Below are 23,885 nucleotides of genomic sequence, written 5' to 3' on the forward strand. Positions count from 1 at the left end.
AACCATGAGCGCCGTCGCGACCGCAGCGCCGCTCCTGGTCTACTTCTCGAGCGTGTCGGGTAACACCGCGCGCTTCATCGAGAAGCTCGGGCTTCCCGCCCGACGCATCCCCCTCCACCGGACCGAAGAGGACCTCGTCATCGACGAGCCCTTCGTGCTGGTCACCCCCACCTACGGCGGGGGCGTCGGGCGCGGGGTCGAGAAGGGGGCCGTGCCCAAGCAGGTGATCCGGTTCCTCAACGACGAGCGCAACCGGCGTCACATCCGCGGGGTCATCTCCGCGGGCAACACCAACTTCGGCGACGCGTTCTGCCTCGCCGGCGACATCATCAGCCGCAAGTGTCACGTGCCTCACTTGTATCGGCTCGAGATCTTCGGCACACAGGACGACGTGGATCGCGTGAGCGACGGATTGGAACGACGGTGGAATCTTCAGTGACCGAGACAGTGGCATTCAAGGTGAACCCCGCGTATGAGGGCCTGGACTACCACGCCCTCAACGCGATGCTGAACCTCTACGACGCGAACGGGAAGATCCAGTTCGACGCCGACAAGCGCGCCGCGCGCGAGTACTTCCTGCAGCACGTGAACCAGAACACCGTGTTCTTCCACTCGCTCAAGGAGCGCCTGGACTACCTCGTGGAGAAGGAGTACTACGAGGGCGCCGTCATCGAGAAGTACTCGTTCGACTTCGTGCAGAAGCTCAACGACCTCGCCTACTCGAAGAAGTTCCGCTTCGAGACGTTCCTCGGCGCGTTCAAGTACTACACGAGCTACACGCTGAAGACGTTCGACGGCAAGCGCTACCTCGAGCGCTTCGAGGACCGCGTCGTGATGACCGCGCTCGCCCTCGCGGACGGCGACGAGAAGCTCGCCGTGAACCTCGTCGAGGAGATCATCTCCGGTCGCTTCCAGCCGGCCACCCCGACCTTCCTCAACGCGGGCAAGGCCCAGCGCGGCGAGCTCGTCAGCTGCTTCCTGCTGCGCATCGAGGACAACATGGAGTCGATCGCCCGCGGCATCAACTCCGCGCTGCAGCTCTCGAAGCGCGGCGGCGGCGTGGCGCTGCTGCTGTCGAACATCCGCGAAGCGGGTGCTCCGATCAAGCAGATCGAGAACCAGTCCTCGGGCATCATCCCCGTCATGAAGCTCCTCGAAGACAGCTTCAGCTACGCCAACCAGCTCGGCGCGCGTCAGGGGGCTGGTGCGGTGTACCTCAACGCCCACCACCCCGACATCATGCGCTTCCTCGACACCAAGCGCGAGAACGCCGACGAGAAGATCCGCATCAAGACGCTGTCGCTGGGTGTCGTGGTGCCGGACATCACGTTCGAGCTCGCCAAGAACGACGAGGACATGTACCTGTTCTCGCCGTACGACGTGGAGAAGGTCTACGGCGTGCCCTTCGGCGACATCTCGGTCACCGAGAAGTACCGCGAGATGGTCGACGACCCGCGCATCAAGAAGACGAAGATCAACGCCCGCGAGTTCTTCCAGACCGTCGCCGAGATCCAGTTCGAGTCCGGCTACCCGTACGTCATGTTCGAGGACACGGTCAACAAGGCCAACCCCATCAAGGGGCGCATCAACATGTCGAACCTCTGCAGCGAGATCCTGCAGGTGAACACGCCGACCACGTACAACGACGACCTGTCGTACAAGGAGATCGGCAAGGACATCTCCTGCAACCTCGGCTCGATGAACATCGCGCTGTCGATGGACGCCGACGACCTCGGCCAGACGGTCGAGACGGCGATCCGCGCGCTCACCGCGGTCAGCGACCAGAGCCACATCCGCTCGGTCCGCTCGATCGAGGACGGCAACGACCGGTCGCACGCCATCGGCCTCGGTCAGATGAACCTGCACGGCTACCTCGCCCGCGAGCACGTGTTCTACGGCTCGGAGGAGGGTGTCGACTTCACGAACATCTACTTCTACACCGTGCTGTTCCACGCGCTGCGCGCCTCGAACCAGCTCGCGATCGAGCGCGGCACCACGTTCGACGGGTTCGCCGACTCGACCTATGCGTCCGGCGAGTTCTTCGACAAGTACATCGACCGCGCCTGGGTCCCGGAGACCGAGAAGGTCAAGGAGCTCTTCGCCGGCAAGCACATCCCGACGCAGGAGGACTGGGTCCAGCTCAAGGCGTCGATCCAGGAGCACGGCATCTACAACCAGAACCTGCAGGCCGTGCCGCCGACGGGCTCGATCTCCTACATCAACAACTCGACCTCGTCGATCCACCCGATCGCCTCGAAGATCGAGATCCGCAAGGAGGGCAAGCTCGGTCGCGTCTACTACCCGGCGGCGTTCATGACGAACGACAACCTGGAGTACTACCAGGACGCGTACGAGATCGGCTATGAGAAGGTCATCGACACGTACGCCGCGGCCACGCAGCACGTCGACCAGGGTCTGTCGCTGACGCTGTTCTTCAAGGACACCGCCACCACGCGCGACATCAACAAGGCGCAGATCTACGCATGGCGCAAGGGCATCAAGACGATCTACTACATCCGTCTGCGTCAGCTGGCGCTCGAGGGCACCGACATGACCGAGTGCGTCTCGTGCATGCTCTGACACTTCGACAGGCTCAGTGACCCAGGAACTAGGACAAGAATGACTCCTCACTCCCCGCTCAAGCTGGTCTCCAGCGTGCAGGCGATCAACTGGAACCGCATCCAGGACGACAAGGACCTCGAGGTCTGGAACCGCCTGGTGAACAACTTCTGGCTGCCGGAGAAGGTGCCGCTGTCGAACGACGTGCAGTCGTGGAACACGCTCACCCCCGATGAGCAGCTGCTCACCATGCGGGTGTTCACGGGGCTCACGCTCCTCGACACGATCCAGGGCACCGTCGGTGCGGTGTCGCTGATCCCCGACGCGATCACGCCTCACGAGGAGGCCGTGTACACGAACATCGCGTTCATGGAGTCGGTGCACGCGAAGAGCTACTCCTCGATCTTCTCGACGCTCGCGTCGACGAAGGAGATCGATGAGGCGTTCCGCTGGTCCACGGAGAATGTGAACCTTCAGAAGAAGGCGCAGATCATCATGGACTACTACCAGGGAGACGACCCGCTCAAGCGCAAGGTCGCCTCCACGCTGCTGGAGTCGTTCCTGTTCTATTCGGGCTTCTACCTGCCGATCTACTGGTCCTCGAAGGCGAAGCTGACGAACACGGCCGACCTCATCCGACTCATCATCCGCGACGAGGCCGTGCACGGGTACTACATCGGCTACAAGTTCCAGCGCGGACTGGAGACGGCCGACCAGGCGCGCAAGGACGAGCTCAAGGACTACACGTTCTCCCTGCTCTACGAGCTCTACGACAACGAGGTGCAGTACACGCAGGACCTCTACGACGGCGTCGGGCTGACCGAGGACGTCAAGAAGTTCCTGCACTACAACGCCAACAAGGCCCTCATGAACCTGGGTTACGAGGCGATGTTCCCCTCCAGTGTCACGAACGTGAACCCGGCGATCCTGTCGGCGCTCTCCCCGAACGCGGACGAGAACCACGACTTCTTCTCCGGCTCGGGCTCCTCCTATGTCATCGGCAAGGCCGAGGCCACGGAAGACGACGACTGGGATTTCTGAGTCCATGTACGTCGTCAAAAAAGGTGACCCTAGCGACTATCTAACTTGACCCAGTCAGATGAAGATGACCCAATCAAGCAAGATGGCCCACGAGATTCTGCGGCAATCTGACCATGCGCTTCCAGAAGCTCTGAGATGAGCAGGGTAGCGCGCCCGACTCCGGCTGACCTGACACCAGGTTGGCCGGAGTCGCCGTCGCCAGATCACGCGGCAGAGACAGCTCGGCTGCTGGCGATGAACTTACGACGGCACATGCGCGGACGCAGCTTCCGATCTGCCGTGAGCAACACAGACATCGACGAGGCAACAGTGCGACGGATTCTCTCAGGAGCGATCTGGCCGGATCTGCGAACGATCGCTCGGCTTGAGTCGATCTTCGAAGCATCTATCTATCCTCGGTCGTTCTTCGACGACAATCAAGCTGGCTGCTAAACCGGCAGAGCCGCAAGCCATCGAAGCAACTCATCAGCGTGTGCCCGTATCTACTGTGTGGCGAGCACGGATGTCCCTGCTTTGGCAAAGCTCTCGGGCGATATCGCCGAATTGAGGAGGCATAGTGTGGGCTGATAGCTACCGGTTCTTCCTTGCCGAGTCTTCCGACGTCGACCTGTTGTTTTTCGATGCAACTGCCGGTACGGCCGTCGTTACCGTGTAGACCGCCGTCTCGACCCGTACTCGGGCTCTCGGACGCAGTGAAGAGGGCGGGGAGGGCTGAGCCTGTGTTCCCCCGGCCGCTACACCGGGGCCAAAGAGATCGGACGGTCGAGCTCGCCGATCGGAAGCTCTCTAGAGGTTTTTCGGCAGTGGCTCCGGGACCGATGATCGACGTAGCCTCCCCCTGCCGAGATACAGACTCGGAGTCATGGCAAGATATCAACTGCAGCTTTCATTGGGGATTGGGGTTCGATGGATTACACCGGCTTGCTGACGAAAGCAATCGCAGATCGGGCTGCGGTGATTGTGGTGGGAACGGGCGCCAGCAAATCAATGTCGGGTGGAGCCCGGTTTGCCGATTGGTTCGGCCTCGTCGAGGAGGGAATCTCATTCTGTCGCACGTTGGGAGCCTCTGAAGGCTGGGAGGCCAATCAGCGCTCGTCGCTCGGGTATGCGCGGGCGGAAAACGATCAGGCTGCTCTTATCGGAGTAGCTTCACAGGTTCAGACCCGTCTTCGCGCGGTAGGGCAGCAAGCGTACTTCGACTGGCTCAGGGAGACCGTAGGTTCGCTCGAGGTTCAAGACGGCGCGCTAGCTAAGGCTATTGGATCCCTCTCTTGCCCCGTGCTCACGACGAACTACGACCAGCTGCTTGAGAAGGCGCTCGGACTACCTACGGTCGTGTGGGACGATCAGAATCGGATGCGCGACCTACTGAAGGGGGGTGAAGGCGTCGGACACCTTCACGGAGTGTGGGAGAAGCCGGGGACGGTCGTGCTTTCGGACACGGATTACCAACGCATCCTGAGTTCTGACCCAGCCCAACACCTTCAGTCGGCACATTACTCGATGAAGGCATTCGTCTTCGTCGGTTACGGGGCGGGCCTTGCCGATCCTAATTTCGGCAACATGCTCGACATCCATAGGCAACTGTTCCCCGAATCAAATCATGATCACTTCCGCCTGTGTCGAACAGCGGACCTCGAGGTGCTTCAGATCGAGCACGCGGGCGATTCGATCCGGCCCATCGTCTATGGCGATGACTATGCCGACCTTGCTCCGTTTCTTCGCTCTCTTGCGCCGAGAGACAGCACCGTACTGAGCAAGGGCGACACTGTCGCCTTCGCGGCAGAGGCGATCCTCGACCAACTGCGATCTGAAGCCGTTCTAGTAGACGAGACCACGCTCGTTGACGACCGTCAACTCGACGAAATAACAGTGCCGCCCGTATTCCTCCCGCTGCCCCACGAGCAGTTCGCGTCATATCAGATGCGGAAGGACCAGGAGCGGCCGGAAAAGCGCGACCCCGCCGAGCTATATAGGTCTCAGAAGATTGTGGTGGTTGTGGGAGACGAAGGCGCAGGCGTATCAACTGCTTTGCGGTGGCTCATATCAAACGCGGCGCGGGCGCACCATCGCTCCGCCCCCCTTTACATCGATGCACGCGCATGCAGGTCGCAGAACGCGGCACTGCGTCGAGAGCTCACCCGCGAGGCCATCGCTCGCCGTCTCATCGATCGAAAGTCGGATCCGCTTCCTTCTCACGTCCTGGCTATCGACAACGTCAAGCCCGTATCCACACGCGCATACCAATCGCTAATCGAAGATGTCTGCGCGTCGACGGCCACGGCGGTCTTCATCGGCGTCCGTCAAGGGGATGAGTCAGAACTGGTCGACTCGCTCTCAGCTTCTGCGCGAGCAGTCGAGGTCGTGTATCTCGGCAAACCGGGAAAGTCAGAGGTGAAGGCGCTGGTTCGCATGATCGCTCCGGCAACGAGCGAGACTCTGGCGGACCAAGTGATCAAGGTTGTGCGTCGAGAACGACTCCAGCGGACTCCGTTCAATATCGCGCTTCTTATCGTGCTGTTGGCGCGCGGAGTTGGAACGAACCTGAACTCGTCGGACACCGCAGTCCTCGACAAGTACGTGCAGTTGCTGCTCGGGCGGTCGGGCAGCTTCCTCGATCCACGCTGGACACTCGATCCTCAGAACAGAGAGGCTGTCCTGGCGCACCTCGCGAAATTCATGGTGCAGCAGAACCGCGGAGGCCTCGCGAAGTCCACGACCATCGAGCAGCTGGAGGCCTATTTCCGGTCCGTGGATTGGCAAGAGGACGCCGAGGCAACCCTTGAAACGTTCAGGTTGATGAGGCTGCTGAGGATTCATGACGGAGTGGTGCAGTTTCAACAAACCGCATACCTTCATCTCTTCGCGGCCAAGGCGGCCATAGATGATGACGAGTTCCTGAGTGAGTTGCTCGACCGGGAGCTCTACTATGGTCCGATAATTCGACACTATGCCGCGCTAGTGAGGCAGAGTGACCGCGTTGTACGGGTGCTACTCGATTCCCTGCGCGACACGTGGCCGAGCGCCGAGCCGAAGAGCAAGATTTACGAGGTTGCGGACGCCCTGCCTGCACCGAAACCAGCATCCGAAAGACCGGCACCAGCAAGCCCCGGCCCCGGGACCGAAACCGACGCATCAACGTCCACTACTAACGATGATGACGCGGAAGACGAATGGGGCGATAGCGACGATCGGGTGCCCTTCCCGCTAGACGATCCCGCGACCTGGAGTTTGACCCAGCAATTGCTTTCGGTCCTCGATCTAAGTTCGAGAGTGGTGCGCGATTCGGACCAGGTAGCGAACCTAGAGCTCAAGGACGAACTGTTCGTCACGGTCTTGGATCGGTGGGGCTATCTGACGGATGTGATGGCGGATGACAACATGTTCGTCGAGGTGATCGAGTCCGTCGTTCTCGGCACGTCCGAGGAGGAGTCCGGAGACGAGCGCGAGAAGCATCAAGCTTTGTTGGAGGACATCCGGCTCTCGATGCCGATGTTCGTTGCGCTCACGGGCATCAACGCGACCCTCGCCTCAAGAAAACTCCTCCGAACCTACGAGCGTTCAGACTCGGACGGCAGCGAGGGCGTGTCGCTGTACAGAGATATAGCCGCCGCCATGTTCGCATTTTTGGTGGCCGAACCGGGTTGGGCCGAGAGGCTACCTCTCATCGCTGAACAGTACTCGACGATGTGGGTTGTCCCGAACTTCGTTTATGGGCTTGCGCGGATGGCGTACGAGCATCAACATCTCGATAAGGCAGATCAAGACTCCGTCGAGGAGTTCTTCAGAACCTTCTTCGCGAACTACCACGTTTTCCAGAACGATCGGCATCGGCGGATGTGGATAGGGGAGGAGATGGAAAGACTAAAGAAGGAACGCCGGATGAGTCGCCAGCGCCTTCAAGAAGGGCAGCGCGCTATCGAGGGGTTGATTAGTGGCTTCGCTGAAGAGGACGAATCCGATGATCCCGTGTAGGAACTAAGGAACTCGGACCGCCTCAGCGGCACGGCGCTGCGGGTGAACAAGTTACCTGGGTCCGATCCTCCTCGCGATGGTGAGAAAGAGACCAGCGTGGTCAGGGAGCAGGTAACGCGCTTTTGGAATAGCTCCATTACTAGGAGTTGTCCCACGATTGACGCTGACACCGCGGTGTAGGTCCGGGAAAGTGCTCCTGGCCTTCCGCAGTCGACGTGTGATTGATCGCTAAAGCGGATAGCGTCGGCGATGACGGTTGCCGGGGCGCCAGCGGTGCTTTCCGTCGTGCTGCGGATCTCCCGCGCTCTCGGCTCTCTTCGGGTTTGGGCAGGAATAGACCCGGGCCCGCCGAGCACCCGACCAACGGGTTCGAAACGAGTTGGTCTGCAACCTCGATACTCCCCACGCGAACCGCGGCTTCGGCTGCCGCCGCGGTGAAAGTATAAAGAGTGGTACGAGTTCCGTCCACGGAATTGCTATTTGCTATCGGCCTCTCCGTTCGTCTACGAGGTGGGGGATGCCAGGCGAGACGCACGCTGGGAGATCGGTCAGGAGTCCAAAAGGGGTCGCGCTCGACTACCTGGCGGAGACAGCAAGGGAGGACAGCGCCGTGGCCGACGTCGTTCGTCTTGTCCGGCGGATGTTGCTCGGCGACGAGGCTTGACTCCTAACCGGTACGAGGCGCGGACCGCGTTGCCTCGTATCTGTTGTCCGCCATGTGAGTCGCCGCCATCCAGTAGTAACGACCACCCGCGGTCGTTAGGTAGATCCGGCTGTCGGTGACAGAGCTACGAACTCGAGCAGAGATGCACGATCTTGAAGAACCTGCAGCCGTCATGGCGCGAGGCTCACGACGATTAGTGATCGCGCGCCGCTACCCGCGCACGTCGTTGAAAGGTGACTGTTGTGTCCTGCGCGGTGGTGCAGGTTCACCCGGATTTCTAGAAGCGACCCAGGCTTCTCTCATGTGATCTTGTACCGTTGGACACGTCCAACGGGGCGCTTTCGCGGCTGAAGCGCACCGCCCCCCTGTCGAGGCGTGGTGTGCGATGTGGAGTCCTGAAGCAGCTAAAAGGTTCGGCGGCGTGGTCCGCGCGCTTCGCCAGGAGTCGGGTCTGACGCAAGAGATGCTCGCCGACCGGGTGGGCATCACGAAGAACCAGCTCCAGCTCATCGAAGCCGGACGGTCGGCGAGTGGCAATCAGGGTGTCGCGCCGTCGAATCCTCGCATGACGACGGTGTTTGGTATCGCTGACGCTTTCGATCTGTCTGTCGAACAACTCATGGCGGAGTCACGTCTCTAGCCTGCGCTTTGTGGACGCAAGCGCAGGCACTGACAGGGCCACGGGTCTGCAGCGGCCAGCCCTCGTAGCGCTCGCCAGGGCGGGATCGGTATCCCGCCGTCGTAGCAGATGCCGTGACGCGTTCTTATACTCGCCGGAAGTATAAGAACGCGCCACAGCGTTCAGCCTGCCTAGGAGCGCGGAAGTGCGGCTACTAGCCGGTGCGCACGGTTGTCGTCGTGGATCGGGCCGATTGCGCCGGTCTCCTGGCCCGCAGGGTTGTCGAGCTCGGTCATGTCTCGTCCTCCTTATTGCGGGTGTGGCGTCGCCGGACGTCCTCGATGATCTCCTCGAGTGTGCGTGTTCCGTCGATGTAGTCCTGGGCATCACGTCGAGCTTGAGGCGTTGGTCGGAGGCCGTCCAGCACTGCCGAGTGCATGGCTTCGGCGGTGGTTTTGATCCGCTGCTCTCGAGTCAAACGAGGACGGTTATCGTCGCTGCTGTATCCGCGGAGGATTGCCAGGCTCGGGGTTGCGATCCGAAGGGTGCTCATGGTGAGAATGCCGAGGTTCCCCTCGTGGCCGTCGCGGCCGAGGCTCGCCACACGCCGGCCGTCCGCGGTCTTGCCGCCAGCTCCGACGTGCATGTGGCCATGCGCGAGTAGCTCGGGGCGCACGGCATTCCAGACTTTGCCGACTCGCGCGCGTGATGCCGCGGACGCCTTCAACGCCGCCTTCGAGAATCCATGCGGGTTGTTCCGCAGGATCTCTCCGACGGCGCGAACAGGTGTGCCCGCCGGCGACTCGTGTGTGAGCATCAGGTCCGCGGGGCCTCCGGAGATGGCTTGGGCGACCTGGGTGTCGGTGATGGCCTCGTCAGGCCACCACGTCACTCCTTCTTCCCTGGACTCGCGGTCGACGGATGAGGCGCCGCCGAGCGACAGCACCGAGCGTCCGCCGATGGTCAGGCGTGCCGGCCGCGGGAGTATCCAGGTGAGCTCGGAGACCTGCACGGCCTCGCCGGGGTGCTTCTCGAGGAGCGGAGTGATCTCGTCCCACTGCTCGTGGTTCCCAAGCGTGACGTAGAGGCGGGTGATGGGAGTCTCGGCGAAGATCTCGTCGACCGCATGGGGCTGCATCCACCAGTCACCGAGATGAAGCAACGTCGTCACATCGGGAGCAAGATTGGGCAGCGCTCGGGAGATCATCCGAGCCCACCACTGGTTCCCATGCCAATCTCCACAGACCGCCACTCGCTGGTCGGGCAGATCGATGTCTCTCGTGTGGTCGCGTGCCTGCATAATGCCTCCCAGTCCAGGTATACCGGGCCTGACGCTAAAGCGACACTACGTCAGCCGTTGTCGGCGAGGGGCGCGGCGTTTCCGGCCCTCGATGCGCGGTCTTGGCTCGTGTTCGAGTCGGTATGCTTTAACCTGCCCCGGCGAGGAATTTGGTCTGGAGGCTGGCGCGGTCAAGGAGCATGGACGCAGCAACGTGGTCAAGCGTTGCCCCGGCAGCCACTTGCCGTTGCACCGCCGCGAGCAAAGCTCGCGGGCGCTCGCGCGGGTGGGGCCTCGCTTCCGTGCCGATGCCTGAGACGATGCTCTTGAGCTTGCGTTGCTGCGTGCTGGTGATCGCGCCGGCACGACGCGCGGCGTCCAGGATTACCGACGCCGGAACGCCCCACGTTTCCTCGAGATCGCGGAGCCGAGTGCGGTCCATTTGTGCAACCCAGTTCCAGATGACCTCCTGAGATGGAAGTAGAAGCTCGGTCGCGAACTCGATCGCCTCTCGAGTGCTTTGGTGTGCGGGGCGCTTGTGCATCACCGCGTGCCCGATCTCTCGGGCGAGGGCAGCCCGAGCCTCCCTTGGTGAGGTACCAGGGTCGAGGAAGACGACGGGGTGCTCGTCCTGGCTCCAGCTTCCGACCGCGGGCGTTCGCAGACCGCTTAGGTCTCGCATCAGGACGACCACTCCGTGCGATTCGAGCAAGCCGACCATATCTTCGATCGGCCCAGCTCCTACCCTCCATGAGCGGCGCAAAGCGGACGCGTGTTCTGACGGCCGTGCTTCCGGCGCGAGTCGGGGCCAGGACGCCGCGGGCCGACCGAGCAGCCGTCGGATATGAAAGTGAGCGAGTGAGAACTCGGCGCGGAGAGTCTTCACCAGGTGGGCCGGGAGCGAGCTTTGAAGCCGCTGAAGTATGTACGGCTGGGGCGCCCGGGCCCGGAGCAACCCGGTAGGGACCGTGAGCGTGTTGGCGAGTGAGTTCGCAACGATGTCGGTCATCGGCGCGCGTCCGCGTTCCAGTCCCGAGATAACCGCTTGCGATGCCGTGGCTCGTTCCGCGATCTCGACCTGAGTGAACCCCTTGGTGATCCGTACCGCCCCGAGAAGTGGAATCGAAGCGGCATGCATCGTCCAAGTCTAAGGTCGACCCGCACGGGATCTGACGAAATATTTCAGCAGATCTGGTGCGAGGCTGGCTTCGACTTCGAGGAACCAGTGCTTTTGGCAACCTTCTGCCAATGCTGCCTTGGCAGCTCTGACCTATACTCTCCGTTGGGATCGGAGGTCGATGGCAAGGTTGCCAAGTAGTAGGTAGTTCTCATGAGAGATCTAAAGTAAGTAAGAGATATGGGGCCAACTTCTCTCTGAAATTTCCCTATAGATAACCTTCCGCACTTGGTCACCTTGGCAGGAGGGGTGACATCCTATGCTGTGACTGGGGAAGCGGTCGATTTCCGCCTTGGCAGAAGCCATGTCCGCTGCTGGCATCGAACGCATCGTGCACGACCGAGATCAGGCTCCGAGGCACGACTGCTGAGAGCGACCAGGAAGCCCGCCGCCGATGACGCGGGCGCTCGCGCTGCCGGCTTGGCGCTCATCGTCATAGGCAACCAGGCGGAGCGCGACGCTACGTCTCGAACTCTGCCTTGTGCTCGACCCGAGGCGAGCGTATGGTTCGACAAGTGCGGATACTAATCCGCACTCCGTCACGGTCGATCAGACACGCCGAGAAGATGAGATCGAGAGCCGAGGTTCCGAGCCGCTGCGTCGGTGAACGCGGCGCGCATAGGCGCGTTGTGACCAAGACCAAAGGCATAAAGAGGACCCCCGGGGACGGGCAGGACCGCATCGAGTGGCTGGACGAGAGTAAGCGACTGTTTCGTGTTCGTCCACTGACGCCTGACCACGTCCGCGACATCCGGCCAGGGCACCTCGCGAGGATCCCACCTCGGTTCAAGGGACAGACGAACTATCACGGGCGCTACTACTTCGCGAGCTTAGGTGCTCATGTCGAACACGAGTCGATGAACGAGTTCACCGGGCTGATGCTCGTCGACCACCTCCATGTGGTTACGGCGGTCGCAGCGCAACCCATGCTTCTCACGTTCGCCAACGGTCGGAACCACGTGCCCGACTTCTTGGTGACGCTCTGCGACGGGCGACGTCTGCTCATCGACGTTCATGAGTCCCGGTCGACAACGGAAGCGGACGCAGAGCTGTTCGCGCTCACCCGAGAGATGTGCGCACGAGTGGGCTGGGATTATGAAGTCGTCGACCGCCTCGATGACATCTTTCGATGGAACCTCGAGTGGATGAATCGCTACCACCATCCCCGGTACGTCCCGGCCGCGGACGTGCGACAGCGAATCCTGTCTGTCGCCGCGCGGGCTCGCACCTTCGGAGAGCTGAGGAAGGCGCTGGCCACCGACCGCCCAGGGGAACACATCCCGGCCCTCGCCCACCTCATGTGGCAGCGCGAGGTGCTGTTCGACCTTCACGCACCGCTCGAAGACACATCACGGGTGTGGACCCCGCATAGACCGGATACGGCGCGGCGCTCGCCGCGTACATAGACATCGTCCGTGAAACCAACACTTCATCTATGAAGGGCCCCCATCATGACCAAGCCGAGAACCGTCGTCATAGGTCAGACCATCGACCTCATCGACGGCCAGTACATCGTCGCTGGCTACAACGCCGGCGTCATCAAGCTGCGGAACGCACGCTCGAGCCAGCACCAGTTGATGGACATGTTCGAGCTATCTGACCGCATTGCACCGGCGGAGAGTCTCGATAGGGCCGAGGAGCGTCGCGCTCGCGTACCTATCTCCGAGGCGCTCTCCGGGCTCAGCGATGACACGCGTCGACTCATCCCGCATCTCCAAGAGCTGCACGACGGCACGCCAGCATTCGGTGAAGAGCCGCGCGAAGAGTACGCGCCGGAGAAGGCGATGGTCTGGAAGCTGGAGAAGAAGGCGGAAGAACTGCGCGCGCTCGGTATCAAGGCAAGTGCTTCGAAGCTTAAGCGCGATTTGAAGGCTTATCGCCTGGGCGGACCTGCGGCCCTAATGGACGGCCGGAAGGACCGCAATGAACAGGCGATGGGGCGCGTGAACAAGGAGGTTAAGACGCTCCTCGCGGAGATTCTGTCCGGCCACTCAAAGAAGTCAACTCCGACAAAGACGGCCATCTACGCGCGCCTCGAGCGGCGACTGACAGAGCTCTATCCGGACTCGGCCGAGCGACCGAAGATGCCTTCGCCCGCCTCCATCAACCGTTACATCGAAATGATGGACGCTGACCGTGGAACCACCGGCAGCGCCCGCACCCGGAAGTCGAAGCTCCGCTCGCCTGACCGCCAGTACTCGGGGCGGCTGGTGTCGGCGCCCGGTGACGAAGCGCAGATTGACAACAGCCCGTTCGACGCGTTCGTGCGGTTCCCGAACGGCGACATTCGTCGCCCCTGGCTTACCCTCATGGTCGACAAGCGGACGAAGTCCATCCTCGGGTTCAGTTTCACCCCGAGCAACCCGACCGGCTCAGACCACGCGCTCCTCATCGCGCGCGCCTTGGTCCCGCAGCGAAAGCGCCCCTGGGCAAAGAGCTACCAGGCGTTCGAGCTGCCGGAGATGCCCTGGGCCTCCTACTTGAGCGACGAAAAGCGCGCAGAGTACGACACTCATCGCCCGTACATTGTGCCGCGTCGCATCATCACCGACAACGGCAAAGACTTCCTCGGTGAACAATTCGAGTCCGTGTGCGCTCGATACGGTATCCACACCACCAAGGCTGCCTACGAGGACCCCACAGCGAAGGCCCAGGTCGAGCGCATGTTCCGCACGGTGCGCCAGAAGTTTACGCAGTTCCTGCCGGGCTACACCGGAGGCAGCATCGAGTTCCGCGGCGAGGAGCCGGAAGCGGATGAGGTCATCTCGCTCGAGATGCTCGAGGAACTGTTCGACCGCTGGGTCGCCATCGTCTGGCAGAACCGAGTTCACGACAGCCTCGTCGACGCCTTCGACCCGAGAGTCAGGCACACCCCGAACACGATGTTCGCGGCCTCTATGGAGACGACGGGGCACTTCTTCGTCCCCATCGACCCGATGGACTACCTCCGAGTGCTCCCGAGCGTGCGCCGAGCTGTCCGAGCACAGGGCGTGACCTTCAACAAGCGCTGGTATGACTCGGTGCACCTGGGCCCGCTACGTGGACAGGAAGACGACCACGGTCGGAAAGTGCTCCTCAACGTGTACTACGACCCCTCGAACGCCGAGCGCGTTTGGGTCCACGCATCCGAGAAGGACGAGTGGATTACCTGCGAGAGCGTCAACGAAGAAGGGAAATTCCGCCCGCTCGAATCCGCGCTCCAAGCCAAGGCACACAAGCTCCACCTCGACCACGGCGGATTCTCGAACCGAGAAGCAGACAGCGTAATGCTCAGCCTCTTCGCAGAGGTGACCCAAGAGGCCGATGAGTCCGAGCGCGAGCGCGTCAAGGCACTGATGGCGGAATCCACCGCCTCATCCGTATCCGCGCCGGTTTCCAAGACGTACACCCCGTTCGATGACGGTGACGAACTCGATGATGAGGCCGAACTGGAGATGCTCTGAGCGGTGCCGCATCGTCGCTGAACACGTGGCGCATAGAGGATGGGAAAGGAAGGAAAGACCGATGACTGAGAACACCGACGAGCAACTGCTCGGTCACTTCGACCGACGGGAGTCGCTCGAACACCTGCTCCAGAACTACGAGGCTCCGAAGGTGGAAATTGTCCTCCTTGAGGAGTACATTGCGTGGGACGACGCACGCCGCGCCGAGTTTAACGAGCGTCGATACGCGCGCCTCGCCGACGGTGCTGTGGTGGGGACCCCGGAGCTTCAGACGCTGCGCAAGGAGGTAAGACGGGCGTCTGTCTTCGCTAACCGTGCGGTCGGGCGCACTGGCGTCATATGCACAGGGTTGCCAACGATGGGCAAGACTACCGCGGCGTTCTATGCCATGCTCGACGCGTTCCAGCGCCACGCGCAGAAGTATCCCGATTGGAAGAGGGACGGCCACGTCCCTGTGGTCTACATCGAGGTCAGCGCGGGCTCAACGGCCAAAGCAGTCATGGGGCGCATCCTCAACTTCCTCGGCGTGGACTGCCCCGACAAACTCACCACGGAGGAGCGCAGCCAGGTCGTCTCCGCGCAGCTCACCAAAGCGCGCACGTCGCTGTTCGTCATCGACGAGATGCAGAACCTCTCCCGACTCAACACTGGGCACTTCGAGTCGGCACAGTCCATCAAGAACCTGCTCAACGGTATTCGTGCTGTGCCGCTCTACGTGGGCATCAACCTCCACGAGTCCAGCCTGATGAACGGCGCGCTCGGCGAGCAGTTCGCGGCCCGCTCTGTTCTAGTCAAGTTCGACCGCCTCGGGTACGACACCCCAGAAGAGCGACGGCTCTGGGGACAAGTGTTGCGGGCATTCGAGCCCCAGCTCGGTCTGCTCGCTCAGAAGCCCAAAGACATCGTGGCGTTCGATGACTATCTCTGGCACCGCACGCAGGGGTCTATCGGAGCACTCTCGCGACTCCTCACAAACGCCGCTCTCGACCTCATCGACGCCGCAAAGCCCGAGAACGAGCGCATCACGAGGGATGTTCTTGAGGGAATCACCCTCGACCTTGTGACTGAACGAGAGGCCGGAAACGTAGCGCCTCCTCGCATAACCAGTACCAAGAAGGCGAACAAGGAAGGGCAACTCGTCGATGCTTAACACGCGACCGCTTCTCGTTCGAGTGCGTCCAAGCCGGTTCGAAACACCTGCCAGCTACGCGTCTCGAATCCGCGACGCTAACGGCATTCCCTCGCGAGCGTGGAACACCATGCTCAGGGCAAACGAGCGCCGTACTGGCCTCTCGCCGGCGGCCGCCCTCGAGGGGTTCCTAGACGTCGTCGGGGCACTCCGTCCCCGCCACTTCGCCCAAGTACGTGCGCTCCTGCCGACACACTCCGACGGAAGTGCGTGCGGCCGCTGCACCACAGGCTTGCAAGACCGATTCGCATGTCTACGGTGTGCCCACGGGAACATCGTCGCAGAGTACGAACACGACGACTCGCGGGTCTGCGTCCGGCACCGTCGCTGGGTAGGCCCGGGAACAGGCGTGCGCGACCAGGTAACGGTCGGTGTCGACGTTCTCAAGGCCGACCGTACGTATCAACGGATGAGAGCCAGCGGCGACCTCGATGCGCATCGTCTCGCGGAGCTGCAAGGCTGCGTTGAGGCATGGGGTCGTGCGGAACTTGGTGAACCGTTCGACGCCCCTGCTCGATTCTCTCTGGCCGTAGCCGTCGCGCGTGCAGTGCTCGCTCCGCATGCGATGGCGGCCCGTACCGCCCAGGCGCGCTATGCCGCGCTGACCAGGGCCATCGAGGCGGCCGTCGCTTCGCCGTCAAGTGCGGTCCTCGTCGACCTCGTGTGGGGGCTTCTTCGTCCGTCCGCCACGAGCCCCGCCGCCGACGCGCACCGGTTTCCCACTGTGGCGCTCGATGGCTCTGCGCCCGGCGCTCACGAGGAGCAGTACCGCACCTGCTCCTTTCCGCGAGCGAACCACTTGCACCTCATTCAGTTCGTGGCGTCCGAACGCACTGGCACACGATTCACACTCCAGGAGCAGCGTCATGTGGAGCACGACTACGAATGTCCTCTCGGACACTCGTTCCGCTCGAGGGTCGCCCTCCTCGCCAACTCGGGAGCGAAGGGGGGGTGCCCTTTCTGTGCGCGCAAGAGGCCGCTCGCTGGTTTCAATACGCTCGCTGATACGCATGTGACGCTCGTCCAGGAATGGGACGTGGAGGCCAACGGTGACCTGCAGCCCGACCAGATTCTGGCAGGCTCCGGCGTCGAGGTTCACTGGCGCTGTGCCGCGAAGGGGCATGCCTACAAGGCGACTCCCAACTCCCGAACTACCTCCGGCAGCGGGTGCGGCTACTGCAGCAACCAGCTCGTATCGGCAGACATCAACGCACTCAGCGTCACGCATGAGAGCATTGCCCGCCAGTGGCACCCGAGCCTGAACGGCTCGCTCACGCCTCACGACCTCGTGGCAGGAAGCGAACGCCCCGTCTGGTGGCTGTGCCCGGACGAGGGCCATGAGTATGAGACCGCACCCGTCAATCGCACTCAGAAGGGCAGCGAGTGCCACTACTGCAGGCGACAGAAGGCACATCCGACGACCTGTCTCGCGGTGACAAACCCTGAAGCCGCAGCCACCTGGCACAAAGAGTTGAACGGTTCGCTGACGCCATACGACGTGCTCGCGGGCTCGACGAACAAAGCCTGGTTCACCTGTGCGGAAGGGCACGCATACGACCAAGCCATCACCAGCCGCGTCAAGGGCGTCGGGTGCAAGTACTGTTCGAACTACGAAGCGGCAGACGACAACTGCATGGCTGCAATGCGGCCCGACTTGGCCGCACAGTTCCACGTCTCAAAGAATGCCCCGCTGACCGCGGAAACGGTTGTGCCTGGAACGAGCCGCAAGCTGTGGTGGCAGTGCCACCTCAAGCATGAGTGGGAAACGACAGGCGACAACAGAGTGCGCTCGAACACCGGGTGTCCGTACTGCTCCAATAAAAAGGTGTGGGCAGGGTTCAACGACATGGCAGCGACCAACCCGAATCTGGCGTCGCAGTTCCACGAGTCGAAGAACGCGCCTCTTCGAGCAACGGACGTCGTGGCTGGTACCGGGAAGCGGCTCTGGTGGCGCTGCAGGTGCGGTGAAGAGTGGCTAGCGACGGGAGATAACCGTGCGAATAAGGGCCGGGGCTGCCCGAACTGCAAGCAACGCGTGACGGGGTGACCAAGCGGCGGTTTTAGGCTGAAGTGGTGTCTTCGCAGTTGCCCGTGCATCCGTTCGCCAACTTGCTGCCGAATCTTACAGAGGTTGAACTCGACGAACTGGCTGCGGACATCGCCCTACACGGGCAACGCGAGCCGGCGACAGTGTGGACCGACGCCGATGATGTCACCTGGCTCCTGGACGGACGGCACAGAGCGCGGGCAGCAGCGCGCGTCGGCGCGGAGCTTCGCACCCTACTCTTTGAGGGCACTGAGGACGAGGCGCGCTCGTTGGTGATGTCCCTCAATGTGCGTCGAAGACACCTCAGCCCGTCGCAACGTGCGCTGGCCGCAGGAGCGCTCGCGCGGCGCCAGCGCGGGGGAGTGGGCGGGCAATCGGCAGGCCTGCCGGATGCTCCAACCCAGGCTCAGGCCGCACGTACAGCCGGCGTATCGGAACGACTCGTGCGCGACGCCTCGGCGATCATGCGCAACGGTGACGAGGGTGTCATCCGTGCGGTTGCGAACGGTGAGATGAGTGTGACGGCTGCAGCAGCGACCATCCGTGCGACGAAGACGGACCGGCAAGCGGCCACTGCCTTGTTCTTGTCGCATAGACGCTCGTCGTCGTCGGACTCCTGGCTTACACCTGGATGGGTCATCGAGCGGGCTCTGGCTTGCTTGGGGCGCATCGACGGAGACGTGGCAGCAGCGCCTGAACTGAATGTGCCAGCGGCCTGGAGCCTGACGGCCGCGGAGGACGCGCTCGCGGTTCCGACGTGGGCGAACGCCGACGGCTCTCCCTCGCGATTATGGATCAACCCTCCCTACGGTCTCGCCGGTCGCGGTCCTCAGGATTGGACCCAACGAGCTGTCGCCGAGTGGGAAGCGGGCACTGTCGAGTCAGCCCTGCTATTGCTGCCCGCCCGGCCCGGCGCCCACTGGCAACAGGAACTGGCGCGCTTCCCCCGACTCGAGTTCCGAGGACACCTCACGTTCGAGCCCGGCGTAGGTAATGCTGCTCGTGACCGTTGGGATGCAGGTACTCGCGCCGAGGCGCCTTTCGCCAGCATCCTCGTTGGCGTCGGCGTGACAGCGAACCAGCTTCACAGGCACTTCGGCGATGTCGGCGTCGTGTTCGTTTCCTACTCGTCCAGCGGTAGCCCCGCCACGGCCTGATGACTAGTGGCTGACCTGTGCTGATCACCTTTCTTGGGGGCACCGCGCATAGAGCTGATACGGGCCGTGCATCCGGCGCAGCCACCCAGCGAAACGAACTCACCATGACCCTCCTGTTCTCCTCCAACCACCTTGACGTGCACGTGTCGGCCATCCCGCAGGTTTCCGCCGTCGGGGAGCGTGCCTGGGTGCGCTACTACGGCGAGCTCGGCAACCGAGTCACCGACGAGGGCGACCTCATACTCGACCTCAAGGACATGGCCGACCGCGACGACTTCGTGAACGAGGGAATCCTCGACCGTTGGGGGTTGGTGAACAAGTTCTCCATCGACGGCATGCACCACACGAGCGCGCTGATGATGCTCCTCATGAGAACCGTCTACGAGTCCCTCGCAGAGGTCGGCTCCGACGACCCGCGTATCGAATCGGTGCGCGCCAACCTCCCCGGAGAGCCCGGGGCAACCGAGAGCTTCCGCGTCAAGGTTGACAGGACCTTCGCCATCTCGGTTCTCACCGAGGCTTTCGACGGTCCGTTTGGCCGGGAAGAGGACTTCCTGGCCGCAATCGGACGCCGTCTCGCGGTCGATGCCAAATGGTTCGCCCAGGGCGACTGACAGGTACTCCCTCAGTGGCGACGATGGGTTCAAATGCCACCGTCACCGCCACCACGAAGGCCCCGACTCCCGTTGTAACGACTGGGATGCGGGGCCTTCGTCATGTGTCGTGACCGCCCTGCGGTAACTCAGCGGTAACAGTCATACCGAGCGGTTCCAACGATCGTCGGTCTGCCGTCGTTAGTGCGGATCGCGCGGCGTGGTCGACCTAGATCGACCAGCGAGTCGTCGGCGCCAAGCCCGTTTCGAGGTTTCGTACAGCCTCTGCCGCCGTGAGGGGCGCTGATGACAGCCGCGGTCTGGATCCCGAGTAGCGCACGGACAGTTCTGACACCTTTGCGTTGAAGTAGGTGTATCCCGCGGCTCGCGCAACGGGCGCGGTAATCAGTGCGCCCGCCAGCACGATTGGGATGGCTGCCAGGGCGTGGCGAAAGCCGACCCTTCTCCTTGTTCTCGTACGTAGTCGGCGTTGATCGAGCATCTTTGCCCCTCTGGATCCGTATGACGCCCCCACTCTATGAAGCAGATACATAGGAATCGGTGCCCCCGGGGGATTCCGATCGAGTGCTCACCCTGATACTCGCGCGCGGGTGCGCGAAGGATGCCACTCGACAGGGCTGTGTCGACAGCGCCTGCGATTCGTGCATGCTCGTGTGGCGCGGCATGTCTTGTCGCACTATCCCGCAGCCGCCGAAGGATGAGGAGCAAGAACAGCAGGTCATCTCGTTTCGCGGCCCAGCGGTTCGCTCCGCGCATATATAGCCCTAGGGCTACGTTTCAGCCTTGCTACGAACTACTTCGAGACGGAGGACGCGAAAACCGCAGCAATAGATCACAGCCGCGCATCGCCGAAGCCGCAACGGTATGGTCACATCGGCTTTCTAGCCCTGGGGATACGGATCTCAGAAAGAGTGGTGCGTATCCGAGGGGCTATGCGATCTCCGACATCGGAAGTAGTCGCGTTTATCGATTCGAACAAGACAGACGTCGTCGAAGGTCGCCCGCTTGGAGCCGAGCCATCTGTAGCCTGTTGCACGTAACTCCGAGCAGGTATCGCCGCGAGCGACCGCACCCCGTCAACTCGGGCGATCAGCGACGCCATCCTGATCCCTCGGCTGGTCGCTCTTTGCGAGGACAACTAATGCGTCTATGAGGTCCGGAAACAGAACACACTGCGGAGCGCAGACGTGAAGGTGACCTCCACCCCGGTGCCGGTGCCGCACTCGATGGGGATCCGCACGTCGGGATCGACGTATGGGGCGAACACAGCCCACCCGCGGTCACGGACCCGCACTGCCCACAGCTCCCGGTAATCCAACCTCCCGTGGAACTGCGGCTGGCCTTCGATACCTGCAATGCGGGCCGAACCACATGCCAGTTGACTTAGCTCGAAAGTAGAGGTCGTCGTCGGCTCGCACCTTCCCGTTATGTGCAGAGTGCCGCAACCTGGGGAGCAAGGGCGATGAGGTGGTCGTTCGCCGCAGTCTCGGCGACCGTCGCTCGCAGGCCCTCGCCGGGGAAAGGGCGCACGAGTAGTCCGTGGCGCTCCAGCAGTTCGGCGGCCGCGATGGTCGAATCGCCCAGCGACGGCCCTGCGCTTAGCCAGGGTCTGCAGCGCTGGCGGATATTGCGACTGATTGCAGAGTTCTCGGACGGCATAGCACCCGGGCAGGGATGCGACTAGGCGCTCATTGCCCGGTTGCTTCAAACACAGGGAAAGACAGTTGACACGCTTTGCTTTGCTGTTTGTTGCTTTGAATCACCGTTATTTGGAGGCAATGTGAGGCACGACATCATCGTCATCGGGCTCGGAGCGGCAGGTGCCGCCTACTCCGAGCTGCTGCCCGTCGAGGCGCACACTGCCTGGGCATCGAGCAGTACGACATTGCGCATGACCGTGGTTCCTCGCACGGACGATCCCGACTGTTCCGCAGTGGCACGTCCGAAGGGGCCGAGTATGTCGACCTCGCCTTCCGTTCCCGCCAGCTGTGGGGCGAGCTCGAGCAGGAGACGGGCGAGGAGATCGTCACGGTCGTCGGGGGCCTCAGCATCGCGGATGCCGCATCGCCGTTGCTCTCAGATGTGCGTGCCGCCATGGACGCCCGAGACCTGCCGTACGAGACCCTCGACCCCGCGACGCTCCGAGCGCGGTACCCGCAGCACCATGTGACGGACGTGATGCAGGCGTACTTCGCGGCCGAGACGATCTCGGTGCTCGCGAGCGTGCCCTGCTACGCGTGGGTCAAGCACCCGGGCAGCGCGAGCTCGTCACGCATCGACCCCGACACCTACTTCCCGCACCTCGAGACGGTGCTCGACGTCGTCGAGGCGCACACCGAGCCGGGGCGACTGCGCGATCGGCTCCTGCGCCACTGGTATCGCGGCAAGATCCTCAAGCGGCTCTCGGCGAAGCAGATGTCCCGGTACCCCGCCGACTACCGAGAGCGGTTCCTCGATGTCGTGCAGCCGCTCGTCGAACGCCGCTTCGGCCCGGGTGTGGACGCCGGGCTCGCGTTCCCCCACCGCGTGCGCTCCGCGCTGCTGCGCGCCGACCGACGCGACGACCTGCTCCGTCTCGCGCAGTTCGAGACGCAGGTCGAGTGCCGTCCCGACGTCGTGTCGGCCCGATGGACGCGCGGTGGCGGCCTCGCGCTCACGGTGCGGGTGCACCTCGTCCACGACGGCGAGGAGGCGCTCGTCTTCAGCCCGGCAGGGGCCGACCGCATCCGCACCTGGCAGCCCCGTCGTGGATGGACGACCCGGCGCCCGCCCTGATCGACGCGAGCCGTGACCTGCGCGACGACCAGGTCGAGCTGCACCTCCGCGCCCAGGGCGCGACCGAGGAGCGGCGCCTCGCCGGCCGAGGAGCACGCGACCTCGCCACCGTGAAGGTGTCGATCGACCCCCTCAAGGCGTTCGGCCCCGACGACGAGACACGACGGGCGGAGCTGCGCGTGCACGTGCGGCACGCGGGCTGGTCGTTCGACGCACCGCTCACGGCGGATGCGGCCGTGCGCGCCGAGGCGGGGCGCTCGCCCTTCCTCGCCGGCCGCCGCATCGAGCTGCATGCGGGGGACGACGGGATCGTCGAGCTCCGCCGCGGATGGCCGGGCGGGCGTGTGCGGGATGCCGCCGGCCGAACGGTCCGTCGCCTGCGCGCGCTTCTCCGCCGCTGAGCCCGGGTCCCGGTCACGGAAGCCGGGCGGACGAGAGACGGTCAGCGTTCGGCGGACCGGGGGCCCAGCACGCGCAGCGTCGACAGGGCCGTCAGCAGGCCTGCGCCATCGGAGGCCAGCGCGTACTGCTCGACCTCCTGCTCCAGGCGGGCGAGGTGCTCGTGCATGCGCTCGCGAGCGGCGTCGGCGTCGCCGTTGCGGATCGCCTCGTAGAGGCGGCGATGCTCCGCGGCGGAATCGGCCAAGGTCCCGCGGCTCGACGTGATGAGATCCAAGGCGTCCTCGACACGCTCCACCGCGGGCGCGGTCATGCTCTCGATGAGCGCCTCGAACATGGGGCTCTGGGCTGCCCGTGCGACGAGCAGGTGCATCTGCATGCCGACGGTTCGGTACCCGAGGGCGCCGGTCCGGGCAGCGTCCTCGTGCGCGACGACTTCGCTGGCGAGAGCGGACATGTGATCGTCGTCGCGGCGGAGAGCAGCCAGGTAGGCCGCCTCTCCCTCGATCACTCGACGAGCCCTCAGCCAGTCGAGCAGCTCCGACACCGACCGGAGCTCGAACGCGCGGTCGAAGGTCTCGTCTCGTCGAGCCTGAAGACGACGGAGCTCGAAAGCCTCGCGCCCGGTGGTCGTGAGCACGCGGCCCTTCCGTCCGATCGCGCGCGTGAATCCGAGAGCGTCGAGTCTGGCGAGCATGCGAGAGACGCTGGCCTCGCTGATGCGCACGCCGTTCTCCTCGAGCATCCGCAGCGCGATGCGTGCGCCGACCGGATGCTCTTGATCGCCGATCGACATCAGCAAGGTCAACTCATCCGGGAGGAGTTCGGACAGTCCGGCCGTGTCGATCGCGCTCATCGGTGATTGCTCGCTGCCCTTCGGTTGAGAGCCCATACTATTATCCGTCATACTGGGTATACGTTCCGCAGATATGAGGAACATGATGGAT

16 protein-coding genes and 1 pseudogene are annotated in these 23,885 nt (G+C 63.1%); 14 read left to right on the forward strand and 3 right to left on the reverse strand.

Annotated elements, in window-relative coordinates; genetic code table 11:
• The first annotated feature begins 4 nt into the window (after positions 1-4).
• From nrdI to CYL12_RS00140, 5 genes are all read left to right on the forward strand, one after another.
• The gene (gene nrdI / locus CYL12_RS00120; RefSeq protein ID WP_101844423.1) at positions 5-439 is read left to right on the forward strand and encodes a class Ib ribonucleoside-diphosphate reductase assembly flavoprotein NrdI; all 435 of its coding nucleotides are present in this window, start codon (positions 5-7) and stop codon (positions 437-439) included.
• Positions 436-2,580: a class 1b ribonucleoside-diphosphate reductase subunit alpha gene (nrdE, locus tag CYL12_RS00125; RefSeq protein WP_101844425.1), complete on the forward strand. Its 2,145-nt coding sequence runs from the start codon at positions 436-438 to the stop codon at positions 2,578-2,580. The genes nrdI and nrdE overlap by 4 nt, the downstream gene beginning before the upstream one ends.
• A gap of 39 nt (positions 2,581-2,619) precedes the next feature.
• Positions 2,620-3,600 (forward strand): class 1b ribonucleoside-diphosphate reductase subunit beta, encoded by a 981-nt coding sequence (nrdF, locus tag CYL12_RS00130; protein ID WP_025102609.1) that lies wholly within the window; start codon positions 2,620-2,622, stop codon positions 3,598-3,600.
• Between the two features lie 906 nt (positions 3,601-4,506).
• Positions 4,507-7,575: an SIR2 family NAD-dependent protein deacylase gene (locus CYL12_RS00135; protein ID WP_101844427.1), complete on the forward strand. Its 3,069-nt coding sequence runs from the start codon at positions 4,507-4,509 to the stop codon at positions 7,573-7,575.
• Between the two features lie 1,085 nt (positions 7,576-8,660).
• Positions 8,661-8,879: a helix-turn-helix domain-containing protein gene (locus tag CYL12_RS00140; protein WP_199399164.1), complete on the forward strand. Its 219-nt coding sequence runs from the start codon at positions 8,661-8,663 to the stop codon at positions 8,877-8,879.
• A gap of 271 nt (positions 8,880-9,150) precedes the next feature.
• Here CYL12_RS00140 and CYL12_RS00145 read toward each other — a convergent pair whose 3' ends face one another.
• Both CYL12_RS00145 and CYL12_RS17515 read right to left on the reverse strand, forming a co-directional pair.
• Positions 9,151-10,158, reverse strand: a complete 1,008-nt coding sequence (locus CYL12_RS00145) for an antitoxin VbhA family protein (protein ID WP_101844431.1) — start codon at positions 10,156-10,158, stop codon at positions 9,151-9,153.
• 127 nt (positions 10,159-10,285) lie between these two features.
• On the reverse strand, positions 10,286-11,275 hold the full coding sequence (locus CYL12_RS17515) for a helix-turn-helix domain-containing protein (protein ID WP_101844433.1): 990 nt from the start codon (positions 11,273-11,275) through the stop codon (positions 10,286-10,288).
• A 668-nt stretch (positions 11,276-11,943) separates the two neighbouring features.
• Between CYL12_RS17515 and CYL12_RS00155 the strand changes: the two genes are divergently transcribed.
• From CYL12_RS00155 to CYL12_RS00190, 9 genes and pseudogenes are all read left to right on the forward strand, one after another.
• Entirely contained in the window at positions 11,944-12,720 is a 777-nt protein-coding gene (locus CYL12_RS00155) for a TnsA-like heteromeric transposase endonuclease subunit (protein ID WP_158297027.1), read from the forward strand.
• 45 nt (positions 12,721-12,765) lie between these two features.
• Positions 12,766-14,757 (forward strand): Mu transposase C-terminal domain-containing protein, encoded by a 1,992-nt coding sequence (locus CYL12_RS00160; RefSeq protein WP_101844437.1) that lies wholly within the window; start codon positions 12,766-12,768, stop codon positions 14,755-14,757.
• A 61-nt stretch (positions 14,758-14,818) separates the two neighbouring features.
• Complete coding sequence (locus CYL12_RS00165; RefSeq protein ID WP_158297029.1) at positions 14,819-15,907, forward strand: ATP-binding protein; 1,089 nt, start codon at positions 14,819-14,821, stop codon at positions 15,905-15,907.
• A 388-nt stretch (positions 15,908-16,295) separates the two neighbouring features.
• The gene (locus tag CYL12_RS00170) at positions 16,296-17,993 is read left to right on the forward strand and encodes a zinc-ribbon domain-containing protein (protein WP_158297031.1); all 1,698 of its coding nucleotides are present in this window, start codon (positions 16,296-16,298) and stop codon (positions 17,991-17,993) included.
• A gap of 26 nt (positions 17,994-18,019) precedes the next feature.
• Positions 18,020-19,150, forward strand: a complete 1,131-nt coding sequence (locus CYL12_RS00175; protein ID WP_158297033.1) for a methyltransferase domain-containing protein — start codon at positions 18,020-18,022, stop codon at positions 19,148-19,150.
• A 104-nt stretch (positions 19,151-19,254) separates the two neighbouring features.
• Positions 19,255-19,764 carry a hypothetical protein gene (locus tag CYL12_RS00180; RefSeq protein WP_101844445.1) on the forward strand — a complete coding sequence of 170 codons (510 nt, stop codon included), beginning with the start codon at positions 19,255-19,257 and terminating at the stop codon, positions 19,762-19,764.
• A gap of 920 nt (positions 19,765-20,684) precedes the next feature.
• Positions 20,685-20,903, forward strand: a pseudogene (locus CYL12_RS17375) (IS3 family transposase); the annotation flags it as partial.
• A 628-nt stretch (positions 20,904-21,531) separates the two neighbouring features.
• The gene (locus CYL12_RS17380) at positions 21,532-22,539 is read left to right on the forward strand and encodes an FAD-dependent oxidoreductase (RefSeq protein ID WP_286120498.1); all 1,008 of its coding nucleotides are present in this window, start codon (positions 21,532-21,534) and stop codon (positions 22,537-22,539) included.
• Entirely contained in the window at positions 22,515-22,940 is a 426-nt protein-coding gene (locus tag CYL12_RS00190; RefSeq protein ID WP_101844449.1) for a hypothetical protein, read from the forward strand. The genes CYL12_RS17380 and CYL12_RS00190 overlap by 25 nt, the downstream gene beginning before the upstream one ends.
• Before the next feature lie 41 nt (positions 22,941-22,981).
• Here the strand turns inward: CYL12_RS00190 and CYL12_RS00195 are convergent, their stop codons facing one another.
• Complete coding sequence (locus CYL12_RS00195; RefSeq protein WP_158297035.1) at positions 22,982-23,794, reverse strand: FCD domain-containing protein; 813 nt, start codon at positions 23,792-23,794, stop codon at positions 22,982-22,984.
• Between the last annotated feature and the right edge of the window lie 91 nt (positions 23,795-23,885).

The organism is Zhihengliuella sp. ISTPL4, from assembly GCF_002848265.1.
GTDB lineage: Bacteria > Actinomycetota > Actinomycetes > Actinomycetales > Microbacteriaceae > Microbacterium.

Bases quoted from the DNA above. Each gene is read 5' to 3' on its own strand.
- nrdI (WP_101844423.1), top strand. From the start codon at position 5: ATGAGCGCCGTCGCGACCGCAGCGCCGCTCCTGGTCTACTTCTCGAGC.
- nrdF (WP_025102609.1), top strand. From the start codon at position 2,620: ATGACTCCTCACTCCCCGCTCAAGCTGGTCTCCAGCGTGCAGGCGATC.
- CYL12_RS00135 (WP_101844427.1), top strand. From the start codon at position 4,507: ATGGATTACACCGGCTTGCTGACGAAAGCAATCGCAGATCGGGCTGCG.
- CYL12_RS00145 (WP_101844431.1), bottom strand. From the start codon at position 10,158: ATGCAGGCACGCGACCACACGAGAGACATCGATCTGCCCGACCAGCGA.
- CYL12_RS17515 (WP_101844433.1), bottom strand. From the start codon at position 11,275: ATGCATGCCGCTTCGATTCCACTTCTCGGGGCGGTACGGATCACCAAG.
- CYL12_RS00160 (WP_101844437.1), top strand. From the start codon at position 12,766: ATGACCAAGCCGAGAACCGTCGTCATAGGTCAGACCATCGACCTCATC.
- CYL12_RS00165 (WP_158297029.1), top strand. From the start codon at position 14,819: ATGACTGAGAACACCGACGAGCAACTGCTCGGTCACTTCGACCGACGG.
- CYL12_RS00180 (WP_101844445.1), top strand. From the start codon at position 19,255: ATGACCCTCCTGTTCTCCTCCAACCACCTTGACGTGCACGTGTCGGCC.
- CYL12_RS00190 (WP_101844449.1), top strand. From the start codon at position 22,515: ATGGACGACCCGGCGCCCGCCCTGATCGACGCGAGCCGTGACCTGCGC.
- CYL12_RS00195 (WP_158297035.1), bottom strand. From the start codon at position 23,794: ATGAGCGCGATCGACACGGCCGGACTGTCCGAACTCCTCCCGGATGAG.